Origin of the sequence: Vibrio cholerae ATCC 14035, assembly GCF_000621645.1 — a bacterium.
GTDB lineage: Bacteria > Pseudomonadota > Gammaproteobacteria > Enterobacterales > Vibrionaceae > Vibrio > Vibrio cholerae.
This window is the reverse complement of record NZ_JHXR01000023.1, coordinates 32,670-52,490: the sequence shown is the minus strand read 5'-3', so window position 1 is coordinate 52,490 and position 19,821 is coordinate 32,670. Positions and strand designations below refer to the sequence as shown.

Genomic DNA, 19,821 nt, shown 5'->3' with positions numbered 1-19,821 from the left:
ACATTACCTTTTAAGATCTTAAAACGAAATTTTGGTGTCCAAACGATATGATATTTGCAACGCCAATAGACGTGTGATGAACTTCTGTAGTCGCCCATGTTATTTGAATCCTCTTACTTATGGTGAATAAGAGTTTGTCTTCTAACATGGGCGCATTTTCGGGCAAAAGCCCCTAGGGACAATCACCACCGCTAAAAGCGGTGGTTTAGGGATGACAATAAAAGAGCGGCTATAAGCCGCTTTCTTTTCCTTCAATCTTCGCTAGTAAGTTAATCGTGAGGTCTTCCCTACCTTTACCACTATGCAGCCTTCTATGGCAGTTTGGGCAAACACCAGCACAGTTTTCTGGTTTGTCTTTCCCGTTATCGATTAGTCGAATTAAATGGTGAACTTCTAAGAAGGGCTTACCTTCATCCGTTTCAAATGGGGCTGGTTCATTACAGCACTCACAGATGCCATTTGCTCGTCTGAGAACCCATGCTTTAACCGTTAGGTGTCTTAGAAATCAAATGTGGAAGTAGGTGTTTGCCATCTAAGAGATACCGAAGATGGCAGCCGATACAAACTACTGGATCTGTCCCTTCTTAAATGTTTAAACGAAGTTACCCATTTCTAACAGGGCGCTTTGTCGGTTTTTTCGGCTCCGAATGAGTGCCGCCTTTTTTCGCTGTGCGAGCTTGTCCTGTAGGCTGGCCTCGGTGGCCAGCTTTAGGTTTGTTTTCAGCTACGCTGCCTTTGTTTTCTCCAGCTCCCTCTACCTTTTTAGGCTTTTTGGGCTTTTTCGGCTTCAAAGGTCGAGTGTCTAATTTTGACTCAGGGAGTTGGTTGGTCGGCTCAAATCCCGCTAAATTTACACGGGGCAGTAAGGCTTGCGTTAAACGCTCAATCGCAAATAATTCCGGTGCTTCAATGGCACTCACCAAAGAAATCGCTTTACCGACTTCACCTGCTCGGCCTGTTCGGCCAATTCGGTGCACGTAATCTTCAGCAATTTTCGGCAATTCAAAATTCACCACTTGAGGCAGTTGCGGGATATCAATGCCACGCGCCGCAATATCTGTTGCGACCAGAATACGCACCTCTCCCGCTTTAAAATCCGCCAGTGCTCGGGTGCGTGCGCCTTGGCTCTTATTGCCGTGAATCGCGGCCGCGGTTAAACCTTGCTCGTTGAGATAGGTCGCTAAGCGGTTGGCACCATGCTTGGTACGCATAAATACCAGCACTTGTTGCCAATTCCCCTCTTTGACCAATTTCACCAGCATGTCCGGTTTCTTTTTCACATCAGCAGGATAAATGCACTGCTCAACGGTTCTTGCCGTTGAGTTGGCTGGGCTGACTGAAATTTCGACGGGGTTATTCACCAAGCCTTTGGCAAGCTCACGGATTTCGGTCGAGAAGGTAGCTGAAAACAGTAGGTTTTGGCGCTTTTCAGGCAATAATTTCAGTATCTTATGAATGTCACGAATAAAGCCCATGTCGAGCATGCGATCTGCTTCGTCAAGTACCAAAATTTCCAACTGATCAAATTTGACCGCATTTTGGTTATACAGATCCATTAAGCGGCCTGGGGTTGCCACTAAGATATCCGCACCTTTACACATTCGCTGCATTTGTGGGTTAATTTTCACACCACCAAACACAACCGCGCTCTTGAGCGGTAGATGGCGGCCATAGAGCATGACATTGTCTTGGATTTGTGCGGCCAGTTCACGCGTTGGGGTAAGGATTAAAGCACGAACTTGATTGGCGCGAACTTTTGGCCCTTTTGCCAGCAATTCTAAAATAGGTAGCGTAAAGCCAGCCGTTTTTCCTGTGCCAGTTTGAGCTGCGGCCATCACGTCTTTGCCTGCTAAAACCGCAGGAATAGCCTGTAACTGAATCGGTGAAGGCGTGTTGTATCCTTTCTCTTCAATAGCTTTAAGGATTGGCGCAGACAGACCGAGCGAGGTAAAACCCATATATCATTCTCAACAGTAATCAAATAACGCGGGAAGTCCGCGCAAAGCCCGCCATTCTGAGGCCTTTATTGATTAGTAGCAACCGCTATCTACAATGCCAAGTCATTTGGGGAGAGAGAGCATGAAGATTGGTCGTCAATAAAAAGAGCCACATGCAGTGGCTCTTTGGCTATTGGTGACAAGCTTTGTTTAGCCGATGATGATTTTGCTGAGCACAAATCCTACACAGCAGGCTGAGATCACGGAAATCAGACCGACAGCCATAAAGGAGTGGTTGAAATACCACTTACCGATCTTGGTGGTCCCTGTGTTATCGAAGTTGACGGTGGCGATATCCGATGGGTAGTTCGGAATAAAGAAGTAACCGTACAGCGCTGGCATCAGGCCAATCAGCAATGCCGGTTCTAAACCTAGCCCTAAACCAACAGGGAGCATCATCCGCGCGACTGCGGCTTGTGAGTTCACCACCACAGACACAATGAACAGCGCCAGAGCAAACGTCCAAGGGTAGTTGGTCACCATCTCCACGATGCCAGATTTAAATTGCGGCATGGCGTATTGGAAGTAGGTGTCAGACATCCACGCGATACCGAAGATGGCAATCGCAGCAACCATGCCAGATTTGAACACCACACCGTTAGGTACAGAGCGTGGGTCTGTTTTGGTGGCGAGCAAAATGATACCGCCGAAACAGAGCATGATCATCTGAATCACCATGTCCATGCCTATTGGCTTAGTGCCTTCTTGAATGGTGCGGATCTCCGGCCACATTGCAATCACCACGATCACTAAAATCGAGGAGATGAACAGCAGCACGGAGTTACGTGCTGACGCTGGCAAGGTTTCATCGAGTGAGGTGGCGGTGGTGTTGAGGATTTTCTCGCGCCAGACGGGGTCTTGCAGTCTTGCTTGGTACTCAGGGTCGTTATCCAGCTCTTTACCGCGTCTCAAACTGTACAGCGACATTAAAAGCGTACCAAACAGGGTAGCGGGAATCGTCACCATCAAAATAGAGAGCAAGGTAATGTTGTGGTTGATATTGGCGAGTTCGGCTAGGTAGTAGACCACGGCAGCCGAAATCGGCGAGGCGGTAATGGCGATTTGCGACGCAACGGATGCTGCTGCCATCGGGCGCTCAGGACGAATGCCATTTTTCAGGGCAACGTCACCAATGATTGGCATGATCGAGTAAACCGCATGGCCTGTACCCAGCATAAACGTCATGGTGTAAGTGACAAAAGGGGCAATTAACGTGACACGTTTTGGGTTTTTGCGCAGCATGCGCTCCGCCACTTGCAGCATGTATTTTAAGCCGCCAGCGGCTTCAAGAATCGAGGCACAGGTGACGACCGCAAGGATGATTAACATCACGGTGATCGGTGGTGAGGTCGGTGGCATCTTGAAGACGAAAACTTCGATAACCAAACCAATCCCCGAAACGACCCCAAGCCCGATACCGCCGTATCGTGAGCCGATATACAACATCAGCAGTAGAAAAAGAAATTCTACATATAGCATCCCATGTTCCCTATATTGAAATGAAGTTATATGTATTGTCGGATTTCATTTGCAAAAATTATGAAGCAGAGTTCACAGAATTCTAGCTGGAATAAATGAGATCTCGTTATTCAGGTGGGAGTCACACTATCGGGCTGAAAAGTAAAGATTTTTAGTGATTTTTTGTAACGAGTTTGTTGCGTCAGACAAGGCGATATTTTGACTATCAAGCCAAGCGAAAGGCTTGGCTTGATGTAGGTCAATAAGGCGTCTAGTCGTAAATGGTCGGAATAGGCTGGCGCTTGTGCTGAGTTGCGTGATAAATCGCCACTAAACGCTGGCTAACTTCGGCAGGTACGGCTTTACCTTCCAAGAAATCATCAATCTGTTCATAGGTCAGGTTTAAGGCGGCTTCATCGGCTTTTTGCGGTGCTAACTCTTCAAGGTCAGCGGTAGGGGTTTTGTAAACCAACTGTTCAGGTGCGCCTAACGTTTTTGCGAGCAAGCGTACTTGGCGTTTGTTGAGGCCAAACAGTGGGGCGAGGTCACACGCGCCATCTCCAAACTTGGTATAAAAACCGGTGATGTTTTCTGCAGAATGATCGGTACCTAGCACTAAACCGCCGACATAGCCGGCAATTTCATACTGCGCGACCATACGCGCACGCGCTTTCACGTTGCCTTTGATGAAATCAACCTTAGCCGGATCGCTTGGGATAAGTCCGGTATTCGCCAGTGCGTGGTGAGAGGCGGCATGCAAACCATCGACTCCGGCTTTGATGTTGACGGAAACCGAGTGAGTTGGGCGAATAAAGGAGAGGGCGAGTTGCGCTTCATCTTCATCTTTTTGCTCGCCGTAAGGTAAACGCACCGCGATAAATTGGTACTCCGTCGTATTGTGTTGCTGGTTGAGTTCTTCAACCGCAAGTTGAGCCAAGCGACCACAGGTTGTGGAATCGACGCCACCACTGATGCCCAATACGAGGGATTTGCAGCGCGCTTCAGTGAGCTTACGCTTAATAAAAGCTACGCGGCGTTCGATTTCAAACTGTGGATCGATCGAAGGCAGTACGCGCATTTCTTCACGGATCTTGTGTTCCATAGGTTCCTTTCCTGCAAGCAATGTCAATTTTTCGGTGTATGATACCGCAATCGTTGAATTAGAAAACCGAGAAAGGGCATTTCCCGATCGGCAAGGTGCACAATGAAAAAGATTGCGGTGTTTGGCAGCGCCTTTAATCCGCCGACCCTAGGTCACAAAAGTATTATTGATTCGCTTGGTCATTTTGATTTGATTTTGCTAGTACCGAGCATTGCCCACGCTTGGGGGAAAACCATGCTTGATTACGAGTTGCGCAGTCAACTGGTGGATCAATTCATCCAAGATATTGGCTCAAATAAAGTGCAGCGCTCTGATGTCGAGCAAGCCTTATATGCTCCGCCAGAGGCCGTCACTACTTATGCGGTGTTGACGCGATTGCAAGCTCTGTATCCGGAGGATGAGTTGACGTTTGTGATCGGGCCGGACAATTTGCTTCACTTTGGAAAATTCTACAAAGCGGATGAAATACTGCAGCGTTGGACAGTCATGGCATGCCCTGAAAGGTTGCCTATCCGCAGTACCGCGATTCGCGATGCTCTGCAAAATGGACAACCGATTACAGACATGACCACGTCAGGGGTTGAGCGCCTTTTGCACCAGCAGCAGCTTTACACTAGCCCAAGCTTCTAAATTTTCACTGGCTGAGGATTCAGCCAGTGAATGCCCCATCGTAGCTATTTCATTCATGTTGCTGCACCTCGAACTGCTCAATCTAGGACGCGAGCTCTACTGCGCGCGTATTAACGGTGGAATGAGGCGCTGAATATGATTTTATGATGGCCCAGCCACACACATATTCACGAATTTATCATTGAAAATAGTGCCCATACCTCTCGGACTTCAAGCTATTGTGCTAAACCTAAAGAAGGTTGAAGTGGTTTAAATATGGAGATGGCATGGATCTGTTTGCAGATATGCGCCAAGAGGCCGCAGGGGAAAAAGAACGGGTAGTCATGCATAGCCAAGAGCCTTGGTGTGTGTTGTTAGTCGATGATGATGAGCAGATGCACCAAATCACACGTTTAGCATTGACGGGGTTCAAGTTTCAAAATCGTCCCCTTGAATTAATTTCGGTTCTTTCTGGCCTAGAAGCGCGAAAAGTGATGGCGGAGCGCTCGGATATCGCACTGGCGCTGGTTGATGTAGTGATGGAAACCGAACACGCGGGCTTAGACTTGGTGCGTTACATCCGCGAAGAACTCCAGAACCGTCAAGTGCGTTTAGTGCTGCGCACCGGACAAGCAGGGCAGGCTCCTGAAGATAGGGTCATCAAAGAGTATGAGATTGATGATTACAAAGAAAAAACAGAGTTGACGACTCAAAAACTGCGCACCTTGCTCTATTCTATGCTGCGTGCTTACCGAGATTTGTGCTTGATTGAAGATCAGAAGCTCGGTTTAAGTCATGTGATTGAAGCCTCTGCGAATGTTCAAAATACGAAAAGTCTCCAGTCTTACGCTACTGCGGTTTTGAACCAATTGACTTCATTGCTGAAATTGCACGCTTCAGCTTTTTATTGCGTGGCGACACCTTGTCCCGATAGTGAAAAATGTAACGCTTTAACCGTGGCAACAACTGCTGAACGGGTTGAGTTATACGTTGAATCTCCCTTTAAAGGTTTACCGGAAGACGTGCAGCGTCGTTGCAAAGAAGTGTTGAGTCAGCGCACGACTCGCGACTACGGCGATGCTTACGTGTTCTTTAAACAAGATGAACGAGGTGTTGATAGCGTTCTGTATGTAGGTTTTGAGCAGGAGCTTTCTGAACTGGATAGAAAATTGCTTGAGATCTACATGTACAACATCGGTCTTACCTTTGAAAACATTAACTTGATGGTGGACTTGCGTGAGACGTCGAAAGAGTTGGTATACAACTTAGCCAATGCCGTGGAAGCACGTAGCCGAGAAACCGGCGCACATGTACAACGTGTTGCCTTGTATTGTGAGCGATTAGCCCATTTATACGGTTTAGCTGAATCTGAGGCTGACATGATCAAAAATGCCTCACCTTTGCATGATGTTGGCAAAGTCGCCATTCCAGACAGTATCTTGCATAAGCCTGGTAAACTTGATGCCCAAGAATGGGCGATCATGCAAAAGCATGTGGAGTATGGGGTCGAAATCCTTAACCGTTCTAAACGGCGATTAATGCAAGTGGCGAAAGAAATTGCCGCCACTCATCATGAAAAATGGGATGGCAGTGGTTATCCGAACCGCTTACAAGGCGATGATATTCCCATTTCAGGCCGTATTACTGCGATAGCCGATGTCTTTGATGCTTTAGGCGCGAAACGTTCTTATAAAGATCCGTGGACAGATGAACAGATCCGAGAAGAGTTAATGGCGCAAAAAGGGCGTCACTTTGAGCCGAAACTGGTTGAGCTATTACTCGAACACTGGGATGAGTTTATTGCTATCCGTGCTTCGCTGCCTGACTAGGACAGCGACAAAAGTGAATACCGGCAGAAATGAATACCGATGGAGCGCTAGGCGTGGCTAGGTCGCACAGTCGGCTACTTGAGGCATCGATAGCGCTTGGGGTAATGTGATCACGTAATGCACGCCGTGCCCCGGTTCGGAAGAAAACGCCAGTTGGCCATGCAGCTTTTGCTTAACCAAATTAAACACCAGATTTAATCCTAATCCTGAGCCACCTTGACCTCGCTTAGTGGTAAAAAATGGTTCAAAGATTTTTTGATGCAGTTCTTTTGCTACGCCGCATCCATTGTCTCGATATTCAATCATGATCTGCTGATCTTTTTGATAGAAGTGGATATCAATCTCTGGCTGAGCAGTCTCTGCGAAAGCGTGATTCACACTGTTCATGACCAAGTTAGTCATAATCTGTGTCAGTACACCAGGTAAGCTGTTCATCATCACAGAATCCTCCCCATGCAGTTGCGGAGTCACCGGAATTTTTCGGGTTTCACTGTGTAAGCTGGCCATCAGCGCGTCGAGGACTTGTTTTACGTGAAATTGGCTACGGCTTTCCGAAACTTGGTCGACGGCGGTCTGCTTAAAATCTCGAACCAGTCGTGCGGCACGGTTAAGATTGGTTTCTAGCATCAGGGTGCTTTGAGTCATCCTCTCCATCAATTCTGCAAACTGTTGGCTGGTGAGGGTTTGCTGATTAAAGGCGTTGAGCAAGCTTTCTCGTGTTTCCTGAATCACAGAAGTGGCTGTCACCGCAATACCTAACGGCGTATTCACTTCGTGTGCGACGCCTGCCACTAAGCCACCGAGAGCGGCGAGCTTTTCAGATTCAATCAGTTGGGTTTGGGTTTCTTGCAAACGAGTTAAACTGAGTGCTAAATCTTGCGTTCGATTCGCGACTTGCTGCTCCAGATCTTGGTTCATGATTTCTAAACTCAATTGAGCCAGTTTGAGCGAGGTAATGTTGATTGCAGTACCACGAAATCCGAGAAATTGCTCATCGGCATAGCGAGCAATGCCTTGAAACAGTAAATAGGCTTGAGTGCCATCACTGAGTGTCAATTCCACTTCACAATTTGAGAAATCTTGCTGTTTGAGTAAGCAGTTCATGAGCGCGGTTGAGGATTGAAGCGGAGCAATACTTACTATGAGTGGTTTGGAATCTTCCTCAATCGCTAACGCAGTAGACATGGCTTCTGAGCTATAAATCAGCTCGCCATGGCAGTTGGTTTCCCATAACCAATCGGAGGCGGCTTGTGCAAAATCTTCCAACCGTTCTTGCTCCGATTTGATGGTGCGGTAAAGGGTTGTTACGTTGTTAGCAATCCGATTAGTTTCATCTCCCAGCCATTGTAACTCATCATTTTTCTCCATAATCCAAGGGTTATAAGGCAGTTGTAGTGGTTTTTTAGGGTGGCGGGGATTGTAGCGACGTAGAAATTGCGCAATCGCAAAAATCCGCTGATTCACACTGGCGTGGAAAATCAGCAAGATTAAATAGCACACAATGGCGGTTTTCAGCGCATTGACGGCTAAGGTGAGCAGAAACTGGCGAATCAGATAGTTATAAATACCTTGGGCGTCCGATTCGACATATAAGGTGCCGATATTCTCAGTCACCTGAGTATCTGGGTTGGTGTATTCCAGTGCTATTTCGCTATTTAATGCCATGCTGGTTACGGGTTCTCCGGCTGAGAAATGGTAGTCGCCAGAGGTGATCTTCATATAATCGACATTGGGTAAGTTGACCAAGCCTTCCAGCCTTTGGGTAAGCACGACTAAGTCATAATTCCACAGTGAGCTGGCGAGAAGCTCGGCGTGAATGGTTTGGATTTCATCATGCCTAGCTTGGACATTATTGAACTCACGGTTGTAGTCGATGAAGGTTTGGGTAATCGTCATGGCTAAAGTCACGGCACCACTGAGTATCACCATGATGAGAATGATGCGTCGGCCAATACGGCTGAACATCGGGTTACTGTCCATTTCTTCTGCGTCACGGTTTTTCATTATTATCTATTGTTTTAGAAGTAATTCATTTCAGTATAGATGGTCTATGCCGTACCTTCCTTCCCACTTGGCCAAGTTATAGGCAGAAACATCAGCTACACTTGCCTATACCCTTTCTGCTTGAAGTAACGGCGATGTTGGCTACGTTTTTGATCTCAGAGGCATAGTTTCTCTATGCTCAAGGGAATGAGCTCACAGTGGCATCTGCCACCCCAAGTGGTTTGGGTATTAAAGCGTGGAGGAAGCCATATGCGCTGGTGGATGGTTATAGTGTGGTTATTGAGTGGCCAAGCATGGGCTGCCAATGTGTTGGTGATTCAAAGTTATCACTCGGGTTACGCGTGGGATGCAGCCTACACAAAAGGATTGAAAGAGGGGATTAACGCCCAACATCAATTACACTTTTTTGAAATGGATACGAAACGGATTCCCGCTCGAGAATACAGCGTGGCTGCCGATCGTGCATTTCAAGCTTATCAGCAATTGAAACCTGATTTGGTGGTATTGGGCGATGACAACGCACTCTATTATTTGTTACCCAAACTGTATAACGAACCCATCTCGATTGTTTTTCTCGGCATCAACTCAAATCCCAGAGAGTTGCTGGATGAGTATTCGGGGATTGCGCAGGTAACGGGCATCTTAGAGCAACCCTTGTTTGTAAAAAATATGGCTGAAATTGGCCGCTTGTTACCGAAAGAAAAACGGCGTGTTTTGGTGTTGTTTGACTCAGGGAATACCTCAAAAATTGCCTTGGATTATATGCAAGATCAACACAAGCTGATTAAGGAGAATTTGGGGATAGAGGCGGACATCCGTTCTATTAAGAGCGAACAAGAGTGGAAACACGCGGTTGAGTACGCGAATCAAGAAGGCTTTGGAGCCATAGTGGTGGGTTTGTATCAAACCCTTGTCAATATTGATGGGTTACATGCTGCTCCTGAAAATATTGTGAGTTGGACGAATGAGCATTCTCAACTGCCGCTGTTTGGCTTTTGGGATTTCTCGATCGGCAAAGGAAAAGCGGCGGGTGGCGTGGTGTTATTTGGGTTAGAACAAGGAGAGATGGCTGCTGAGCTGGTGACGCGTATTTTGGATAAGCAAGAGCTTGCCAAATATATTCCGATCCAAATTAACCGCCAAGGGAGAGGTGTTTATCAGCCAGAAGAGTTTGCGCGCTGGGGGTTAACGCCGCCGAAAGATTGGACACCTATCGATGAATAAGCGCTGCACTTAGTTTATAAGTTGAAGGTGTGTTGTAGATAAAAACACCGCCCATAAAGGGCGGTGTGAGAAAGAACTTAGGCTTCAACAGGTTCTTGCTGCCAACGTTTTTGGCGTAGGTTGAAGGCACAAAACAGCACAAACCATACACTGCTGGCGGCCAAACCAGCCCAAACGGAGTGCAATAAGCCCATTGCCAAATAACCCAGTAGTGCGCCCATTGCTGCGCTGATCGCGTAAGGAAGCTGAGTCACGACATGGTCAATATGATGGCTACCTGCGCCGGTTGCTGACAAGATACTGGTGCTGGAAATCGGTGAGGCGTGATCGCCAAACACTGCGCCGGCCAATACGGCGGAGAGAGTCGGTAGCATTAGGCTGATGTCTGATGCCGCAGCGATATCACCCGCGAGTGGCAGCATAATCCCAAAGGTGCCCCAACTGGTGCCAGTGGCGAATGCCATTAAGCAAGAAAGTACAAACACCAAGGCGGGGAGCAGTTCAACCGGTAGATTGCCTTGAGTCAGAGACGCGAGATAAATGCCGGTTTGTAGATCGCGCACCACACCACCAATCGTCCAAGCAAACAGCAGAATGATGATTGCTGGCATCATCGCCATAACCCCTTTGGGTGCCGTGGATAGCCACGTTTGCGCCGAGAGTTTTAAGCGCAGTGACAGAACTATCGAGACCGCCAAGCTACACAGCGCCGCATAAACCAGTGACTGAGCCACATTGGTATTTTCGAGTGCGCCAATCAAAGAGAACGCTTCACCGTTAGCGGCTAAGACGGCGTTACCGGTTTGGATCATGAAAATCAAGGTGGTGATGGTCAGTACTGCGATGGGCAACACCATATCAATCATGGTACCGCGAGCGGTTTCTCCACCTTCCATATCTAAGCCCGCAGGGCGGCCTTTGCTTTCGTCCCACAATTTACCTTCACGAGCCCACGCTTCGTGTTGGCGCATGGGACCAATATCCATCGGCAGGAAAATCACCGCGAGCACCATAAGCAGGGTAAACACGGCGTACAGATTCATCGGGATCATCTGTACAAATGCTGAAATCGCACTGATTTCGGTCATTTCGTGTGCCGCTAAAATGCCGCCTATGAGAGCGATGATGTAAGCGCCCCAAGAGGAAATCGGTGTAATCACACACACAGGGGCTGCGGTAGAGTCGAGCAAATAGGCGAGTTTCGCGCGCGAGATTTGGAAGCGATCCGTCACTGGGCGGCAAATCGCACCCACAGATAGGCTATGGAAAAAATCGTCGATGAAAAAAGCAAATACCATCAAACCCGTCAGAGCTTTTGCACTGCGGCGATCTTTGCATTTGCGCTCAGCCCATACCGCGAAAGCACGCGTTGCGCCTGAGGCCGTCATTAAGCTTATCAAACCACCCAGCAGCAGCATAAACAGCAGCATATTGATGTTATCGCTGTTGGCTGCACCTTCCGCCCAAAACAGACCGCTGATCTTTCCAAACAGGTATTGTACTGTACTCAGCGGGGAAAAATGGTTAAGCATAACCGCACCAGCAACAATGCCAGCGCCTAAAGAGAGTAATACTCGGCGTGTGGTAATCGCGAGCAGCACCGCGAGTAGCGGTGGGATGACCGAGTAAACCGAGTCAGAATAAGGGGCTAAATTCATGGATCTCACATCACCTTTTCAGGTGGAGATCTACCAGCAGGATAAAAAACACATTTCAGCGAAATAACACTTCTTATCCTTCAAGGTAGCGCTCCATAGACAACACACTATGGCAGTCCGGCATTTGTTCAATGCTGGCCCAGCGAACGTTGATGACGCAACGATCACTTCGGCGCTGTACCCTTTAACCAGTCATCATCGGGGTCAACCTACGACTGGCGACTCATGAACAGCGCGCCTCTACTTAAAGGAACTTGTGCCCGTCGAAGAGCTAGGCTCAGAAACTGTGACACACGACGTATATTACTGCCTTTTCAGGTGACGACAAGATTTAATTTCCCCATTTCTGCAGTGAAATTGATCTCATCCGGTATATTCGCTAAAGGGTCAGAATTTTCTCACCTCAGATCGCAATCGGCATCTCATCTGACGGTGGCTGTTTGGTGTAAACGCGTTTAAGTCCCCACAACGCCAGTACTGACATCAGAAGCATAATAATACCGAGTGGTAGTTGATCGGATGCTGGGAACATGGCGGCAAACAGCGTAGCCAGACCTGCCCCTAAATTTTGCATTCCACCTAAAATTGCACCGCCCGTTCCCGCGTGATAAGGGAAAGGAGAAAGTGCACCTGTGGTAGCGGCTGGGAATAAAATGCCAGCCCCTAAGAAGTAAATGGTTGCGCCGCCAATCAGTGATAAGGCCGTGGTCATACCCAATAAGCCGGGCAGCATAATGACCAGTGAGCCCGTTAAGATCGCGAGTAAGCCGACATGCATCGCGGTTTTTTCACGCCAGTGGCGAGCAATCACGTTAGAGAGCCAAGCGCCCGCCAAATAGCCGGGGATGGGTAACACAAACAGCAAACTTACGGTCGTCGCAGGTAGGCCTAATACACCGCCTAATAACACGCCAGCCGCCGCTTCGAACACGGCTAAGCCTGCAAAGGTCGCGACAAGACAGATTAAGTAACCTTGGAAGCGACGATCCGACAGCACGTAATGATAACTGCGCAGCACGGGCTCTTTTTTACGCGCTGTCGCTGGCAAGGTTTCTACCATGCTCGTCATCATGGTGATCACTACGGCAATGGCAAAGAGTGACAGAAACAAATAGCTTGAACGCCAACCAAAACTTTCGGTTAAGTAGCCACCTAAGACCGGCGCGACCAACGGTGAGAAAATCAGGCACATACTGATTAAGCTGTTGACTTTATGCAGCTCAGCGCCTTCGAAACAGTCGCGAGAGAGCGTACGAGACATCGCACCGCCACAACCAATCCCAAGACCTTGTACAAAGCTACCGATCAAAAACCATGAATACTGATGGGCGAAGAGCGCAATCAAAGAACCGATAATGTAGATCGCCAATCCAGCAATAATGATCGGTTTGCGACCAATACGATCAGAAAGGGTACCGTAAACAAATTGCGACAAGCCGTAAGGGATCAGGTAGCACGCCATCACAGCTTGCAGCGCTGCTGGTGAAACCAAAAACTCTTGCGCCATGTAACCAATAGAAGGCACATACATGGTTTGTGTCGCTTGGCCGACAGCAGCCAGAATAGCGATAAAGAAGGTCAGTTTTGCGACAGAAAGTGAGGCAGACATCGTTATCTCCAGATAAAAACAATATCTTATTAAAAACATCTAATGAAAATTCTTGAAAGAGCTTAGCTCTCGGCGCGAGATGTTATTGCTGTAGGCCTTATCTAGCAAACGATTATTGCTGTTTTGCTCACGATAAATATCTATGGCTTTGATTATTTTTTCTAATGCAAATTTTGGTTTTATTGTGCCTTGAACCAAAACTCAAGGCAGACTATGATAAATGAGAATTAATATCATAAAGATGCCGTAAACATGTTGTCACTTGCTGTACCACTACTTTTCATGAGTTTGCTCGGATTTAAATTAAAACTGCCTTATGGGTTGTTGATGGGATTAATCATACTGACGCTATTGTTAGGCTGGCTTGGTAACGTCAGCTTATTGCCAGTGTTGGTGGTGCTGTTCTTTATGTCTCCGCTCTTGCTGGCAACAAAACGAGCGCCATGGCAGAGCATATTGTTCGGTGTTGGTTGCTTGTTGCCCCAACTAGTGCAATTCGTGATGTTAAATCAGCGATGACCATGAGTTGAACCCAATAGCGCATGACAATGGTCACCATTGAGTTCAATGACATGCTCTTCATCGAAGCTGACGCGGTTTTTCCCCATTTTTTTCGAATGATAGAGAGCTTGGTCTGCGCGTTTGAACCACTGCTCCGGATCATCGGTGCGAAGTGCTTCGGCTAAACCGACACTGACGGTGACTTTGGCATGGTATGGGTAGTGCGTTTGTTGAATCCGACAACCAATATGACTCATCACGAGTGTAGCGTCGGTTAACGACGTATTTTCAAACAGCAGTAAAAATTCATCGCCCCCTAATCGAAACAACAGATCTAACTCACGGCAGTGAGTATTCATTATTTCAACAACTTGGGTAATGACTTTATCTCCTGTGTCGTGTCCATAAAGGTCATTAACAGATTTGAAGTGATCGATATCGATCACGGCGATCACCGCCGATTCATTGGCGAGCTGGCGGTGGCGAAGACATTTTTTCAAAAAACCATCCAGTTGATGACGATTCAATGTGCCCGTTAATGCATGACGAGTGGAAAGATAAAAAAGCTCAGTGTGCAGCTTACGGATAGCATCTACCACCACATACATGATGGCGGCACAAGCGCTGATCGCAAGGCTAAAGCGCAAGGTGACTTCGGCGGTTTGATGGGGAATTAAAACCCATATGCTGGCTGGAATGATAATGGTGATGGTCAATAAGTTATCTTTCTGGGGGAGTAGAAAAGCAATCGCAATGAGCACGGGAAATAGCCAGTAGCTGGCGAGGGTGCCGAAAATGTGAATAGCCATCACCACGATGACTACCACCAATGCCAGTGGAAGCCTAAAACCCCATGGTGTTTTCTTTTGATAATAGATAGCCGTAATTTCAATGAGGAGCGTGCATTGGAATACGATGATCAACCCGCCAAGAAGAACGTAGTCAATCAGCAAGTTTTTAACGGCGAGTGGAAAGAAAACCAAACTAGAAATAAAACCAATAAAAAGCGACACCCGACGTTGATAGTAAGTGTTCAGTAACTCTGAACCGGTAAAAGCAGGAGAGTGAGTCGATTTTGTCATCGTCATGTTGTGTCATCTCATCATTTTTTATAAGGCTATGAAGAGATGCTCAATAAAGCAAAGAAACCGATGACTAAGCTGTGAGACTGAGGATGGATTTACGCCATCCTCAGGATACGGTGAGCATTAAAGCGGAAATTGTGCCATTTCGGTGGCCAAAATCTGCTCTGCAAGATAGTGATGAATCGCGGTGGTGGGATGAGTCACTTCCCAAAACACAAAGCGATCTGAGCCTTGCTTGGCGCACTCCGCAGAGAGTGAATGTGACAATAGGTAATCGGCGGCAGAGTTGCGTCGAATATCTAAGCAAGGGGAGTTCGCGTTGGCAAATCCATGTTGCTCTGGCTGAGTAGTGATACTGTCAAACAGGGTATAAGCATCAAACAGTACGATGCGAATACCTTGCATTTGGTAGTAACGTGCTTGCTCACGGATAAAGGCATTCATGCCGATGATTTTGCTGCGTACAGTATCAATTTGCTCTTGCGTGGCATATTGAAACTGTGGCGCGCGCGTTGCGTCCGGCAAGGTCATCAGGACAAGATTTTTTGCTCCCGCATCAATAAGACGGATCAGCGCGGAACTATAATCGGCTTTCACATCGGCCAAGGAACGGTTGTAGTTCATAAAGTCGTTCAGACCAAATTCCAAGGTAAACAAGCTGTTTTCTGGCTGATAGTTTTTAGCCAGTCGCATATAAGACAGATAAGAGCTGACCTGCTCATAAACGCCCGTTAATGCCACATACTGGTTACGCCCTGCCGCGCCACCGACCGCCCAGTTATACAGAGGTACATTCAAACCTTGTGCTAGGTATTCAGTCCAGACGAATCCATTCGAGAAATGGCCTAGGAACCATGAGTCAGGGTTGGGGAAGCGCCACTGTGAGGCATTGAAAATGTTGCCCGTATCGGAAAGGCTATCGCCAAACGCGATCACTTTGCTGATGCGGTTGGACTGAACCTCCGGATCATTGCTCCAAATAGTGTGGTTGTATGAAAAGCGATGATCGGCCGCGAAATAGGTAATATCGGCAAAATCGTGGTTGACACCAAGCGTCTCTTCACAGCGTTCTAACAGGGTTTCTGGCTGAACTGTCGTGTAAAACATGTTTTTTTGTCGAATACTCGACCACCAATAACCCTGAATAGTGTAATAGCTACCATCCGCATTCTTTGCCCACTCCCAAGTGGTGTAGGGGTCATCATGAGTGGCTGCAGGACGATACCAACAACGCACATAGGTATAGGTTTGTTTACCTTGTACTTGTTGAATTTGCGCGCGGCTAAGCACTTCTGCCTCAGGGGAAGCCCATGGTTCAGTGGCGGCATTAACCGATAAGCTAGCTAAGCCAGCGATTAGAATAGAGAGTCTTTTTTTCATCGTTTACTTCTTATCATTGAGTAATCAGAGTGAGGATCTGGTCAGATCTGTGGGTATTGTGAATGAGGTATTCATCTGGTCAATGAAAACACCCAGCGGCTTCCCTAGGTTGGAAGTAAGATCAAGTCTAGTTGATGAAAGCATCACTATCTTCTTCTTACTTGAAGCGGCTACTGTGTCGGTTAGGCGGGTTCATTTTGATTGCATAGTCAATCTATGCTTATACGGGTTCACTGACTCTTAAATTATGCTTTCTTATGTGTAAGCGTATTGAAATCTTTAGAGTTAAAATGGAGAACTTAACTTTTTTTAAATTATTCAATTAATCTTTAAATCAACTTTATAAATTAATTCAGACTAAATTAGTTCAAATTAAATTAGGCTCATTAAATAATATGAATATCAGTAATTGTTATTTTAGTAAGAATTATTTTACAGCAAATAAAAAGTCTTTAGAGGCTAAAATCTGTGATCCGCTGTGAATTTTCAATTTTACCGTATTTTACATTTAGAAACATAAGTGATATTTCAGTAAGTATGTGGTGGCAGAAAATATATACCAAAACTCCTTGGAGTTGCAGGTAGGCGGCAAGAGAGCGAATCCTCATGAGCATGGATAAACTGTGTGATTAGGATGAACGAACGTGGCCAACACCGCTGCCGCTTCGAGTAAGAAGGGGATATGCATTTCTGCTAAAAGGATACGCGGTAAGCCGTAGCAGTAAAGCCACACGCAAACTCAAGGATGACGAGGGTAACCCATGAGACACATGCAAAATGGGTATGTTCTAATTACTTGAAAATATAAGAATATTACTCAACTCAGAATTATAGAAGAGAGTTTATTAGCAACTATTAATTTGAGTGTTTGATATATTTCTTGTTTTTTCAGTAGTTTGAGTATAAGTCACTTTGTTTGGAAATCTCTCTTGTAATAACACTAAAAATAACAGAGTCAGTGAGGTTTATATGCCAAAACTCAATCGTTGCGCAATCGCGATATTCACAATATTAAGCGCAATATCCAGTCCAACCCTGTTGGCAAATATCAATGAACCAAGTGGTGAAGCGGCGGATATTATTAGTCAAGTCGCTGATAGTCATGCAATAAAATATTACAATGCTGCTGATTGGCAAGCCGAAGACAACGCATTACCGAGCTTAGCTGAGCTGCGCGATTTGGTGATTAACCAGCAAAAACGCGTTTTGGTTGATTTCAGTCAGATCAGTGATGCTGAAGGTCAAGCAGAGATGCAAGCCCAATTCAGAAAGGCTTATGGGGTGGGTTTTGCTAATCAATTTATTGTCATCACTGAACATAAAGGGGAACTGCTGTTTACACCTTTTGATCAGGCAGAAGAGGTTGACCCTCAATTACTCGAAGCGCCGCGTACCGCTCGCTTATTAGCGCGCTCTGGTTTTGCAAGTCCGGCACCGGCAAACAGCGAAACAAATACCTTGCCGCATGTGGCTTTTTACATCAGTGTCAACCGTGCGATCAGCGATGAAGAGTGTACCTTTAACAACTCTTGGTTGTGGAAAAACGAAAAGGGCAGTCGTCCGTTCTGTAAAGATGCCAATATCTCATTGATTTATCGAGTTAACCTAGAGCGTTCATTGCAATACGGCATTGTGGGTTCCGCGACACCGGATGCCAAAATTGTGCGTATCAGCCTAGATGATGACAGCACGGGAGCCGGCTGATCAACTCGGTTATCGTCAGTTTGGAGCCAGTTATACGACGTTAGATGCCTATTTCCGTGAGTGGTCAACCGATGCGATTGCCCAAGATTATCGCTTCGTGTTTAACGCATCGAACAATAAAGCGCAGATCCTGAAAACCTTTCCTGTCGATAACATTAACGAGAAATTTGAGCGCAAAGAGGTTTCAGGTTTTGAGCTTGGGGTGACTGGTGGGGTGGAAGTCAGTGGAGATGGCCCGAAAGCCAAACTAGAGGCGAGAGCAAGTTATACCCAGAGTCGCTGGTTAACCTACAACACACAAGACTATCGTATTGAGCGTAATGCGAAGAATGCGCAAGCGGTTAGCTTTACATGGAATCGTCAACAATACGCGACAGCAGAATCGCTACTCAATCGTTCGACCGATGCTTTGTGGGTGAATACCTACCCGGTAGATGTAAACCGTATTAGCCCGCTGAGCTACGCGAGTTTTGTGCCGAAAATGGATGTGATTTATAAAGCCTCAGCCACAGAGACAGGCAGTACGGATTTTATCATCGACTCTTCGGTCAATATCCGCCCAATCTATAACGGTGCTTATAAGCACTACTATGTGGTCGGTGCTCATCAGTCCTACCATGGCTTTGAAGATACCCCACGTCGTCGAATCACGAAATCGGCAAGCTTTACGGTCGATTGGGATCACCCAGTATTCACGGGTGGCCGCCCGGTCAACCTACAACTTGCCAGCTTTAACAACCGCTGTATTCAAGTCGATGCTCAAGGTCGCTTGGCGGCCAATACGTGCGATAGCCAGCAATCAGCGCAATCGTTCATCTATGATCAGCTTGGTCGTTATGTGAGTGCGAGTAACACCAAGCTCTGTCTTGATGGTGAGGCATTAGACGCATTGCAACCCTGTAACCAAAACCTGACTCAGCGTTGGGAGTGGCGTAAAGGCACAGATGAATTGACCAATGTCTACAGCGGCGAGTCCCTTGGACATGACAAACAAACCGGTGAGCTTGGTTTGTATGCGAGCAGCAACGATGCGGTAAGTTTACGTACCATCACCGCTTATACCGATGTGTTTAATGCGCAAGAAAGTTCGCCGATTCTGGGTTACACACAAGGGAAAATGAATCAGCAGCGTGTGGGACAAGATCATCGTTTGTATGTGCGAGCGGGTGCTGCCATTGATGCATTAGGGTCCGCCTCCGATTTATTGGTTGGTGGCAATGGTGGTAGCTTGAGTTCGGTGGATCTGTCCGGCGTGAAATCCATCACGGCAACCTCTGGTGATTTCCAATATGGCGGTCAGCAGTTGGTGGCGCTGACATTCACCTACCAAGATGGACGTCAGCAAACGGTAGGCTCGAAAGCGTATGTCACCAATGCTCATGAAGACCGTTTCGATTTACCGGCTGCCGCTAAGATCACTCAACTGAAAATTTGGTCTGACGATTGGTTGGTGAAAGGGGTTCAATTTGATTTGAACTAAAAAGAGACCGTCAACATAGCCATTAAACAATGGAAGCATGCCCTGAAATTTCAGGGCATTTTATGTATTTAATGTTCTTTATTTAGTCATTTATCGACTTAACAATTCAGAAACAGAATAATTTTGCCATACTACTTCAAAGGCTGAACTTATTTAGGTGTACAGAATTCCCTTTCACATT

General features: G+C 46.8%; 13 protein-coding genes, 2 pseudogenes and 1 riboswitch. Of the genes and pseudogenes, 5 read left to right on the top strand and 10 right to left on the bottom strand.

Annotation, left to right across the window (positions count from 1 at the left end):
- The 5 genes and pseudogenes from T411_RS1000000120280 to nadE all read right to left on the bottom strand — a co-directional run.
- Nucleotides 1–98: pseudogene (locus T411_RS1000000120280) on the bottom strand (IS200/IS605 family transposase); the annotation flags it as partial.
- A 131-nt stretch (nt 99–229) separates the two neighbouring features.
- Nucleotides 230–454 (bottom strand): HNH endonuclease, encoded by a 225-nt coding sequence (locus T411_RS1000000120270; protein WP_079993097.1) that lies wholly within the window; start codon nt 452–454, stop codon nt 230–232.
- 148 nt (nt 455–602) lie between these two features.
- On the bottom strand, nt 603–1,958 hold the full coding sequence (locus tag T411_RS0113045; protein WP_000507087.1) for a DEAD/DEAH box helicase: 1,356 nt from the start codon (nt 1,956–1,958) through the stop codon (nt 603–605).
- Between the two features lie 189 nt (nt 1,959–2,147).
- A complete protein-coding gene (locus tag T411_RS0113040) occupies nt 2,148–3,476 on the bottom strand; it encodes an anaerobic C4-dicarboxylate transporter (RefSeq protein WP_000967516.1) in 1,329 nt (442 codons plus the stop codon).
- A gap of 250 nt (nt 3,477–3,726) precedes the next feature.
- The gene (gene nadE, locus T411_RS0113035) at nt 3,727–4,557 is read right to left on the bottom strand and encodes an NAD(+) synthase (RefSeq protein WP_000400328.1); all 831 of its coding nucleotides are present in this window, start codon (nt 4,555–4,557) and stop codon (nt 3,727–3,729) included.
- 102 nt (nt 4,558–4,659) lie between these two features.
- Between nadE and T411_RS0113030 the strand changes: the two genes are divergently transcribed.
- Nucleotides 4,660–5,187, top strand: coding sequence for a nicotinate-nicotinamide nucleotide adenylyltransferase (locus T411_RS0113030; protein WP_000717524.1), 528 nt, complete (start codon nt 4,660–4,662; stop codon nt 5,185–5,187).
- Nucleotides 5,188–5,453: 266 nt separating this feature from the next.
- Complete coding sequence (locus T411_RS0113025; protein WP_000362857.1) at nt 5,454–6,995, top strand: DUF3369 domain-containing protein; 1,542 nt, start codon at nt 5,454–5,456, stop codon at nt 6,993–6,995.
- 57 nt (nt 6,996–7,052) lie between these two features.
- On the opposite strand, the gene T411_RS0113020 is transcribed toward T411_RS0113025, so the two are convergent.
- Entirely contained in the window at nt 7,053–8,999 is a 1,947-nt protein-coding gene (locus tag T411_RS0113020; RefSeq protein WP_000796029.1) for an ATP-binding protein, read from the bottom strand.
- Between the two features lie 249 nt (nt 9,000–9,248).
- On the opposite strand from T411_RS0113020, the gene T411_RS0113015 reads away from it, so the two are divergent.
- Nucleotides 9,249–10,223 (top strand): ABC transporter substrate-binding protein, encoded by a 975-nt coding sequence (locus tag T411_RS0113015; RefSeq protein WP_001267880.1) that lies wholly within the window; start codon nt 9,249–9,251, stop codon nt 10,221–10,223.
- A 77-nt stretch (nt 10,224–10,300) separates the two neighbouring features.
- Here the strand turns inward: T411_RS0113015 and T411_RS0113010 are convergent, their stop codons facing one another.
- Both T411_RS0113010 and emrD read right to left on the bottom strand, forming a co-directional pair.
- Nucleotides 10,301–11,881, bottom strand: a complete 1,581-nt coding sequence (locus T411_RS0113010) for a Na+/H+ antiporter NhaC family protein (RefSeq protein ID WP_001046719.1) — start codon at nt 11,879–11,881, stop codon at nt 10,301–10,303.
- 78 nt (nt 11,882–11,959) lie between these two features.
- Nucleotides 11,960–12,132, bottom strand: a riboswitch (Lysine riboswitch).
- A gap of 152 nt (nt 12,133–12,284) precedes the next feature.
- Nucleotides 12,285–13,490 (bottom strand): multidrug efflux MFS transporter EmrD, encoded by a 1,206-nt coding sequence (emrD, locus tag T411_RS0113005; protein WP_001276502.1) that lies wholly within the window; start codon nt 13,488–13,490, stop codon nt 12,285–12,287.
- A gap of 252 nt (nt 13,491–13,742) precedes the next feature.
- Here emrD and T411_RS0113000 point away from each other — a divergent pair, with 252 nt between their 5' ends.
- Nucleotides 13,743–14,009, top strand: coding sequence for a hypothetical protein (locus tag T411_RS0113000; protein WP_000949610.1), 267 nt, complete (start codon nt 13,743–13,745; stop codon nt 14,007–14,009).
- Here T411_RS0113000 and T411_RS0112995 read toward each other — a convergent pair.
- The gene (locus tag T411_RS0112995; protein WP_000178906.1) at nt 14,000–15,079 is read right to left on the bottom strand and encodes a GGDEF domain-containing protein; all 1,080 of its coding nucleotides are present in this window, start codon (nt 15,077–15,079) and stop codon (nt 14,000–14,002) included. The two genes, T411_RS0113000 and T411_RS0112995, sit on opposite strands and share 10 nt — an antisense overlap.
- 120 nt (nt 15,080–15,199) lie before the next feature.
- A complete protein-coding gene (locus T411_RS0112990) occupies nt 15,200–16,456 on the bottom strand; it encodes an SGNH/GDSL hydrolase family protein (protein ID WP_000746867.1) in 1,257 nt (418 codons plus the stop codon).
- A 969-nt stretch (nt 16,457–17,425) separates the two neighbouring features.
- Between T411_RS0112990 and hlyA the strand changes: the two are divergent.
- Nucleotides 17,426–19,640 (top strand): annotated as a pseudogene (gene hlyA, locus T411_RS01000000119440) (cytolysin VCC).
- Nucleotides 19,641–19,821 lie beyond the last annotated feature (181 nt).